At 63.4% G+C, this 6,594-nt stretch carries 9 protein-coding genes; 7 read left to right on the top strand and 2 right to left on the bottom strand.

Going from position 1 to position 6,594, the window contains the following annotated elements; all coding sequences use genetic code 11:
- Positions 1-300: 300 nt before the first annotated feature.
- From HCZ97_RS18500 to HCZ97_RS18490, 3 genes are read left to right on the top strand one after another with little or no spacing between them, the layout of a single operon-like run.
- The gene (locus tag HCZ97_RS18500) at positions 301-1,428 is read left to right on the top strand and encodes a bifunctional 2-C-methyl-D-erythritol 4-phosphate cytidylyltransferase/2-C-methyl-D-erythritol 2,4-cyclodiphosphate synthase (protein ID WP_167690595.1); all 1,128 of its coding nucleotides are present in this window, start codon (positions 301-303) and stop codon (positions 1,426-1,428) included.
- A complete protein-coding gene (locus HCZ97_RS18495; RefSeq protein ID WP_167690594.1) occupies positions 1,425-1,919 on the top strand; it encodes a phosphatidylglycerophosphatase A in 495 nt (164 codons plus the stop codon). The genes HCZ97_RS18500 and HCZ97_RS18495 overlap by 4 nt, the downstream gene beginning before the upstream one ends.
- The gene (locus HCZ97_RS18490) at positions 1,916-2,404 is read left to right on the top strand and encodes a nicotinamide-nucleotide amidohydrolase family protein (protein ID WP_167690593.1); all 489 of its coding nucleotides are present in this window, start codon (positions 1,916-1,918) and stop codon (positions 2,402-2,404) included. The genes HCZ97_RS18495 and HCZ97_RS18490 overlap by 4 nt, the downstream gene beginning before the upstream one ends.
- Before the next feature lie 47 nt (positions 2,405-2,451).
- Here HCZ97_RS18490 and HCZ97_RS18485 read toward each other — a convergent pair whose 3' ends face one another.
- On the bottom strand, positions 2,452-2,895 hold the full coding sequence (locus HCZ97_RS18485; RefSeq protein WP_167690592.1) for a type II toxin-antitoxin system RatA family toxin: 444 nt from the start codon (positions 2,893-2,895) through the stop codon (positions 2,452-2,454).
- Positions 2,896-2,972: 77 nt separating this feature from the next.
- On the opposite strand from HCZ97_RS18485, the gene hpt reads away from it, so the two are divergent.
- The 3 genes from hpt to HCZ97_RS18470 all read left to right on the top strand — a co-directional run bounded on the left by hpt (position 2,973) and on the right by HCZ97_RS18470 (position 4,689).
- The gene (gene hpt / locus HCZ97_RS18480) at positions 2,973-3,521 is read left to right on the top strand and encodes a hypoxanthine phosphoribosyltransferase (protein ID WP_167690591.1); all 549 of its coding nucleotides are present in this window, start codon (positions 2,973-2,975) and stop codon (positions 3,519-3,521) included.
- Positions 3,518-3,703 carry a hypothetical protein gene (locus HCZ97_RS18475; protein WP_167690590.1) on the top strand — a complete coding sequence of 62 codons (186 nt, stop codon included), beginning with the start codon at positions 3,518-3,520 and terminating at the stop codon, positions 3,701-3,703. The genes hpt and HCZ97_RS18475 overlap by 4 nt, the downstream gene beginning before the upstream one ends.
- An 89-nt stretch (positions 3,704-3,792) precedes the next feature.
- Positions 3,793-4,689 (top strand): cytochrome c, encoded by an 897-nt coding sequence (locus HCZ97_RS18470; protein WP_167690589.1) that lies wholly within the window; start codon positions 3,793-3,795, stop codon positions 4,687-4,689.
- Positions 4,690-4,765: 76 nt separating this feature from the next.
- Here the strand turns inward: HCZ97_RS18470 and lipA are convergent, their stop codons facing one another.
- Positions 4,766-5,719: a lipoyl synthase gene (lipA, locus tag HCZ97_RS18465; protein ID WP_167690588.1), complete on the bottom strand. Its 954-nt coding sequence runs from the start codon at positions 5,717-5,719 to the stop codon at positions 4,766-4,768.
- 255 nt (positions 5,720-5,974) lie between these two features.
- Here lipA and HCZ97_RS18460 point away from each other — a divergent pair, with 255 nt between their 5' ends.
- Positions 5,975-6,520 carry a peroxiredoxin gene (locus tag HCZ97_RS18460; RefSeq protein ID WP_167690587.1) on the top strand — a complete coding sequence of 182 codons (546 nt, stop codon included), beginning with the start codon at positions 5,975-5,977 and terminating at the stop codon, positions 6,518-6,520.
- Positions 6,521-6,594 lie beyond the last annotated feature (74 nt).

Below are 6,594 nucleotides of genomic sequence, written 5' to 3'. Positions count from 1 at the left end.
CCGGTCCGTGATTCCCGCCATGGGTGCAAGGCAGACTGGATTTGCAGCTTTATCGTTCAGAAGCGAGAGGAACATGCTTAAACCTTGGGCAACAGCTTATGCGTTAGACCGAAACCCGGACAAGAACAATGAATTCGGTACCTATCGAACAAGGAAGCCCCAAGTCGTGCCCGCTTTTTAAGCATCGATTTCGGCGCCACCGCATTGCCCTTGGACCGTTCGCGGCCTATTCCGGGGAAACAGCAGGGATTACAGGGTTGCCGCGGGGCTGTCACGCCCTTGCGACACAGAAGGAACGCGATGACGGATGCCGCCATCATTGTCGCCGCCGGGCGCGGGTTACGCGCCGGGGGCGAAAGACCCAAACAATGGCAGGAGCTGGCCGGAAAGCGCGTCGCGGACTGGACGATCCGGGCGATCCTGCGCGCAGGTCTCAGCCCGGTCGTGGTGGTCCTGCACCCCGATGACATGGAGATCGCCGGCCTGCCGGACCAGGTGATCCGCGTGGCCGGGGGCGCGACGCGCGATGCCTCCGTCCGGGCCGGTCTGGACGCGCTGGATGAGGCGCAGGTGCAGAACGTGCTGATCCATGACGTGGCCCGCCCCTGCGTGCCCTCAGGCGTGATCGAGGCCGTGCGCGAGGCCCTAAAGACAGCCGAGGCCGCCGCACCGGGCCTGCCCGTCACGGATGCGCTCTGGCGGGCCGAAGACGGCCGTGTCGCCGGCGTGCAAAGCCGCGAGGGCCTCTACCGCGCCCAGACACCGCAGGGCTTCCGCCTGGGCCCCCTGAAGGCCGCCCATGCAGCCCATCCCGGCGGCGCTGCCGATGACGTGGAGGTCGCCCGCGCTGCCGGCATCCCCGTCACCATCGTGCCGGGACATGAAGACAATCTGAAGATCACCCTGCCCGAGGATTTCGCTCGGGCCGCAGCCATTCTGGGGAGAGCCATGGACATACGCATGGGCAACGGGTTTGACGTACATGCCTTTGAAGACGGGGACGGATGCTGGCTTTGCGGCATCAAGGTGCCCCATGATCGCGCGCTGAAGGGCCATTCGGACGCTGACGTGGGCATGCACGCGGTCACCGATGCGATTTACGGCGCCCTGGCAGAGGGCGATATCGGGCGGCATTTCCCGCCCTCGGATCCGCAATGGAAGGGCTGCGAAAGCCATGTCTTCCTGCGCCACGCGGTCGAGCTGGCTACGCAGAAGGGCTACACTCTGTCAAATATCGACTGTACCTTGATCTGCGAACGCCCCAAGGTGGGCCCGCATGCCGCGGCCATGCAGGCGCGGATGGCAGAGATCATGGGGCTGGCCCCTGAACGGGTCTCGATCAAGGCAACCACCTCCGAGAAGCTTGGCTTCACCGGACGGGAAGAAGGGATCGCGGCCATGGCCTCTGCGGTATTGATCGCGAAATGAGCACCTCGAAACTGATTGCCACCGTGGCAGGCGTGGGCCTGCTGAAACCGGCCCCCGGCACTTGGGGTTCGCTGGCCGCCCTGCCTCTGGCCTGGGCACTGCACCTGCTGGGCGGGCCGATCCTGCTGACCGCCTGCGCTTTTGCGCTGTTCATCGCCGGCACCCTGGCGACCGAGGCCTACATGAAGGCCACCGGCAAACATGACCCCTCTGAGGTGGTGGTGGACGAGGTCGTCGGCCTGTGGATCGCCTTCTGGCCGGTGTCCTTTGGCGCGGCGCATGTGGGCGCCGATCTGACCGCGCTTTGGCCGGGCTGGATCGCGGCCTTCCTGGGCTTCCGGCTGTTCGACATCTGGAAACCCTGGCTGGTGGGCCGGGCCGACCGGCGCGACGATGCCTTCGGAGTGATGCTGGACGATGTCTTTGCCGGCATCTTCGCCGCCTTGCTGGTCATCGTGCTGGCCGCCTTCTCTCACCTGGTGCTGATGTGAGCGGTCCTGACCGGGACCTGGCGGCGGCAGTCCTGGCCGCGGCCCGCGCAGCCCGGCTGAGCTTGGCCACGGCGGAAAGCTGCACCGGCGGGCTGGTCAGCGCCACGCTGACGGCAGTGCCTGGAAGCTCTGATGTGATGGCAGGCGGCGTGGTGAGTTATTCCAACGCGGTCAAGACGGCCCTGCTGGGCGTGCGCGGCGAAACGCTGGCGGCCCATGGCGCGGTGTCAGAGGAAGTCGCGCTTGAAATGGCACTTGGGGCCTCTGAACGCCTTGGCGCGGACCTGGCCGTTTCCATCACGGGGATCGCGGGTCCGGGTGGATCGGAGCACAAGCCCGAAGGGCGCGTCTGTTTCGCCCTGGCCCAGGCGGGCCATGCAGAGGCGGAAACCGTTGAATTCGGCGCGCTTGGCCGGGACGAGGTGCGCCGCCGGGCGGCGGATCATGCGCTGTCGTTGCTGCTGGCCAAGGCCGAAGGCACCTGAGCCCTGCCCCTGCGATCTGACCCCTGTTGAAGGGCCAGCGCCCCCGATCAGCCGTAAAGCTCTGCCGCGCGCCGTTCAAAGGCGCGCACGATGCGTTGCATCGCCTCGTTGAAGACCACGCCGATGATGCCTTGCAGGACCGCGTTCTTGAATTCGAAATCGACGTGGAAATCGACCTCGCAGCCGCCGTCCACATCGCGGAAGGCCCAGTTGGACTTCATATAGCGGAAGGGCCCGTCCAGGTATTCGGTGTCGATCTTCATCGCCTCCGGCCACAGCACGACGCGGCTGCCGAACCGTTCCCTGAAGACCTTGAAGGAGATCACCAGATCAGCCTCCATGACCTCGTGGTCCTCATGGGGCGTGACCTTGCGTATCCGGGCGGCAGAGCACCAGGGCAGAAATGTCGGATAGGTCCCGACATCCGCCACCAGGTCATACATCTGCTGTGCGGTATACGGGAGTTTCCGGGTTTCCGAATGGGTCGGCATGGCGCTCCGGCGTAGTTCTGATATGAGTTTCGCGGGCTTCATGTCCTACGTTAGCTCGGGTGATTCAAGGGAAATCCATGTCACAGCGTCCTTATGTCATCGATGAGATGATCTCTGCCAAATCCATCGCCGCCCGGATCGAGGCGCTTTGCCACGATATCAGGGAAACCTTCCCCAAGGACGAGCGCCTTGTGGTTGTCGGGCTACTGCGGGGGTCCTTCGTGTTCATCGCGGACCTGGCCCGCGAGCTTTCGGACATGGACGTGGAGGTCGATTTCCTTGAGGCTTCCTCTTACGGGGATGGCATGGAGAGTTCGCGCGAAGTGCGCATCCTGAAGGATCTGCGCGGCGCCATCGAGGGGCGCAACGTACTGGTCGTCGAGGATATCGTGGACACCGGCTATACGCTGAACCACGTGATCCACCTGCTGAAATCCCGCGAACCCAAGCTGTTGCGCACCATCGCCCTGCTGGACAAGCCCGCCCGGCGCGAGGTCGATTTCCGCGCCGACTGGATCGGCTTCGAGATCCCGGATGAATTCGTGGTCGGCTACGGCATCGACTACGCGCAGGGCAACCGCAACCTGCCCTTCATCGGCAAGGTCCGCTTCACGGAAGAGGCATGAACCGCTGGATGATCCGCGCGGTCCTGTGGATCCGCAATCCGCCGTCGGAAAAGCGGGTCATCCTGGTGCTGGTCGTCATCGCCGCCTGCCTTGCGATCTGGGGCGCCGAACGCCTGTTCGGCTTCCCGGATTGGCTGGTGCCGCAATCGGTCCATCCGCCCAGCCGGCTCCCGGCAAATTAAGCGGCGCGGGTACGCGCTTTGCCTGTTAGACTACCCTCAAGGCGGGGAGACATTCCCGCTTCGGAGCGGTGTGACGAACGGGGGTGCATATGCGCAAACTACTGAGATTGCTGCTGGTTCTGATCGTGATCGGTGCGGCCCTGGGCTGGTGGCTGACCCGCCCACGTACGCTGGATCCAGAGGTGATGGCCGGGCTTTCGCCGGATGCAGCGCGCGGCGAAGAGGTCTTTTACGCGGGGGGCTGCGCCTCTTGCCACGCCGCGCCGGGGGCCAGTGCAGACGAGATGCTGGTGCTGGCGGGCGGGCGCGCCCTGACCAGTGATTTCGGCACCTTCTACGCCCCCAATATCTCATCCTCGGTCGAGGCCGGGATCGGCGGCTGGAGCGCGCTGGAGCTGGCCAATGCCATGCAGCGTGGCGTGTCGCCGGAGGGCCAGCATTATTACCCCGCCTTCCCCTATACCACCTACATTCGGGCAGAGCCGCAGGATATCGCAGATCTTCATGCCTTCATGCAGACCCTGCCCGCCTCGGAAACGCCCAGCCGGGCCCATGACGTGGGATTTCCCTTTAACATCCGCCGCGCCCTTGGTGGCTGGAAGCTGCTGTTCCTGAACCAGGATTGGGTTCTTGAGGAGGTCGGGGTTCCGCAGATCGAACGCGGCCGCTACCTGGTGGAGGCGCTTGGCCATTGCGGCGAATGCCATACGCCGCGCAATGCCATCGGCGGACCGGAGCTGAGCCGCTGGCTTGGCGGGGCACCGAACCCGGCGGGGGACGGCAGGATTCCCAATATCACCTCGGGCGGGCTGGATTGGTCTGCCGCCGACATCGCGGAATACCTCAGTTCCGGCCTGACGCCGGACTTCGACGTGGCGGGCGGAGAGATGGCCGATGTTGTCACCAACATGTCCCATCTGCCGCGCGAGGACCTGGAGGCAATCGGCGCCTACGTGAAGGCCGTGCCAGCCGTGTCCAATGACTAGCGCCCGAGATTGAGGGACCGAGAACAAGAAAGGCGCCCGCTACGGGGCGCCTTTTTCATGTTGGTTTTCAGAGACTTCAGGCCTGGCTCAGGCGCTTCATCCGGTTTTCCCGAAGCCGGGCGAAATCATCCCCCGCATGGTAGGAAGACCGGGTCAGCGGGCTGGCAGAAGCCATCAGGAAGCCCTTGTTAAAGGCCGTCCGTTCGTAAGAGGCGAATTCATCCGGGTGCACGAAACGGTCCACAGCGTGGTGTTTCGGCGTGGGCTGCAGGTACTGGCCGATGGTCAGGAAATCGATATCGGCCGCGCGCATGTCTTCCATCACCTGGATGACGGATTGGCGATCCTCGCCCAGGCCGACCATGATGCCGGACTTGGTGAAGATCGTCGGATCCAGCTCTTTCACCCGTTGCAGCAGGCGCAGGGAGTGGAAGTAGCGCGCGCCAGGGCGAACCTCCGGATAGAGGCCGGGAACCGTTTCCAGGTTGTGGTTGAAGACATCCGGCTTGGCGGCAACGACCACTTCCAGCGCCTCGGGACCGCAGCGGATGAAGTCCGGCGTCAGGATCTCGATCGTGGTGGAGGGCGAGCGGTGACGGATCGCGCGGATGGTCTGGGCAAAGTGCTCTGCCCCGCCGTCCTCGACATCGTCGCGGTCGACGGAGGTGATCACGACGTGATTAAGCCCAAGCTTTTCAACCGCATGAGCAACGCGACCGGGCTCGAAGGCGTCAAGCTCCTCCGGCGGTTTGCCGGTGGCGATGTTGCAGAAGGTACAGGCACGGGTGCAGACCTCGCCCATGATCATCATGGTGGCGTGGCCCTGGCTCCAGCATTCGCCGACATTGGGGCAACCGGCCTCTTCACAGACCGTGACCAGCTTGTTTTCCCGCATGATGTTGCGGGTTTCCATGTACTCCCGGGAGGTCGGCGCCTTCACACGGATCCAGTCCGGCTTCTTCGGCTGGGCGTTGTCCGGACGGCGCGCCTTTTCGGGATGGCGCTGTTCAGGGATCTTGAGATCACGCATTGTCTGGCCTTTCCTTGCGGCTTGGTGCCTATCATATGCATGAGCGGAGAAAAGAACCAGTTACGCATTTCAGCTTTGCGCCTGACGCAAGTCTGTTATGCAGCTGCAGAATGCTGATCCGCTAAATCCCTTATATAGTGCAGTTTTTCTATGCAGATACACGTGTTTGCGTGCTGCGATGCGGAAAGAATCTTGAAGCCTATTTGGAACAATTCTAAACCCTGCGGCAAATCCATTCCCAACGAGAGGTCTATCATGCAGCCCGGATCGAAACTTCCCCAGGTCACCTTCCGCACCCGCGTCCGCGATGAGAGCATCGAAGGGCCGAACCCCTTCCGCTGGCAGGACATGACCACCGAGGATTACTTCGCCGGCAAACGGGTGATCCTGTTCTCCCTGCCCGGCGCCTTCACGCCCACCTGCTCCACTTACCAGCTGCCCGGTTTCGAAAACAACGCAGAGGCCTTCGCCGGCCTCGGCATCGACGAGATCTACTGCATGTCGGTCAACGACAGCTTTGTGATGAACCAGTGGGCCAAGGCGCAAGGCATTGAAAACGTGAAGGTCATCCCCGATGGCTCCGCCGAATTCACCCGCCGCGTCGGCATGCTGGTGAACAAGGACAACCTGGGCTTCGGCATGCGCTCCTGGCGCTATGCGGCCATCATCAACGACGGTGTCGTCGAAGCCTGGTTCGAAGAGCCCGGCATCTGCGACAACCACGGCGAGGACCCCTACGGCGAATCCTCCCCCGAGAACCTGATGAAGTACCTGGAAGAGAACAAGGAAGCCGTGGCCTGATCCCAGGCCCGCTGACGTGCTGAAACGAGATGGCCCGGAGGTGAACCCTTCGGGCCTTTTCATGTCCGGGGGTT

The organism is Pseudooceanicola sp. HF7, from assembly GCF_011806405.1.
GTDB lineage: Bacteria > Pseudomonadota > Alphaproteobacteria > Rhodobacterales > Rhodobacteraceae > Pseudooceanicola.
Note: the sequence above shows the minus strand (reverse complement) of the source record. Positions and strands in the feature narration are given on the sequence as shown.

What these genes read in the sequence shown, in the direction of transcription:
- HCZ97_RS18495 (WP_167690594.1), top strand. Translation starts at nt 1,425, where the DNA reads ATGAGCACCTCGAAACTGATTGCCACCGTGGCAGGCGTGGGCCTGCTG.
- HCZ97_RS18470 (WP_167690589.1), top strand. Translation starts at nt 3,793, where the DNA reads ATGCGCAAACTACTGAGATTGCTGCTGGTTCTGATCGTGATCGGTGCG.
- lipA (WP_167690588.1), bottom strand. Translation starts at nt 5,719, where the DNA reads ATGCGTGATCTCAAGATCCCTGAACAGCGCCATCCCGAAAAGGCGCGC.
- HCZ97_RS18500 (WP_167690595.1), top strand. Translation starts at nt 301, where the DNA reads ATGACGGATGCCGCCATCATTGTCGCCGCCGGGCGCGGGTTACGCGCC.
- HCZ97_RS18485 (WP_167690592.1), bottom strand. Translation starts at nt 2,895, where the DNA reads ATGCCGACCCATTCGGAAACCCGGAAACTCCCGTATACCGCACAGCAG.
- HCZ97_RS18475 (WP_167690590.1), top strand. Translation starts at nt 3,518, where the DNA reads ATGAACCGCTGGATGATCCGCGCGGTCCTGTGGATCCGCAATCCGCCG.
- HCZ97_RS18460 (WP_167690587.1), top strand. Translation starts at nt 5,975, where the DNA reads ATGCAGCCCGGATCGAAACTTCCCCAGGTCACCTTCCGCACCCGCGTC.
- hpt (WP_167690591.1), top strand. Translation starts at nt 2,973, where the DNA reads ATGTCACAGCGTCCTTATGTCATCGATGAGATGATCTCTGCCAAATCC.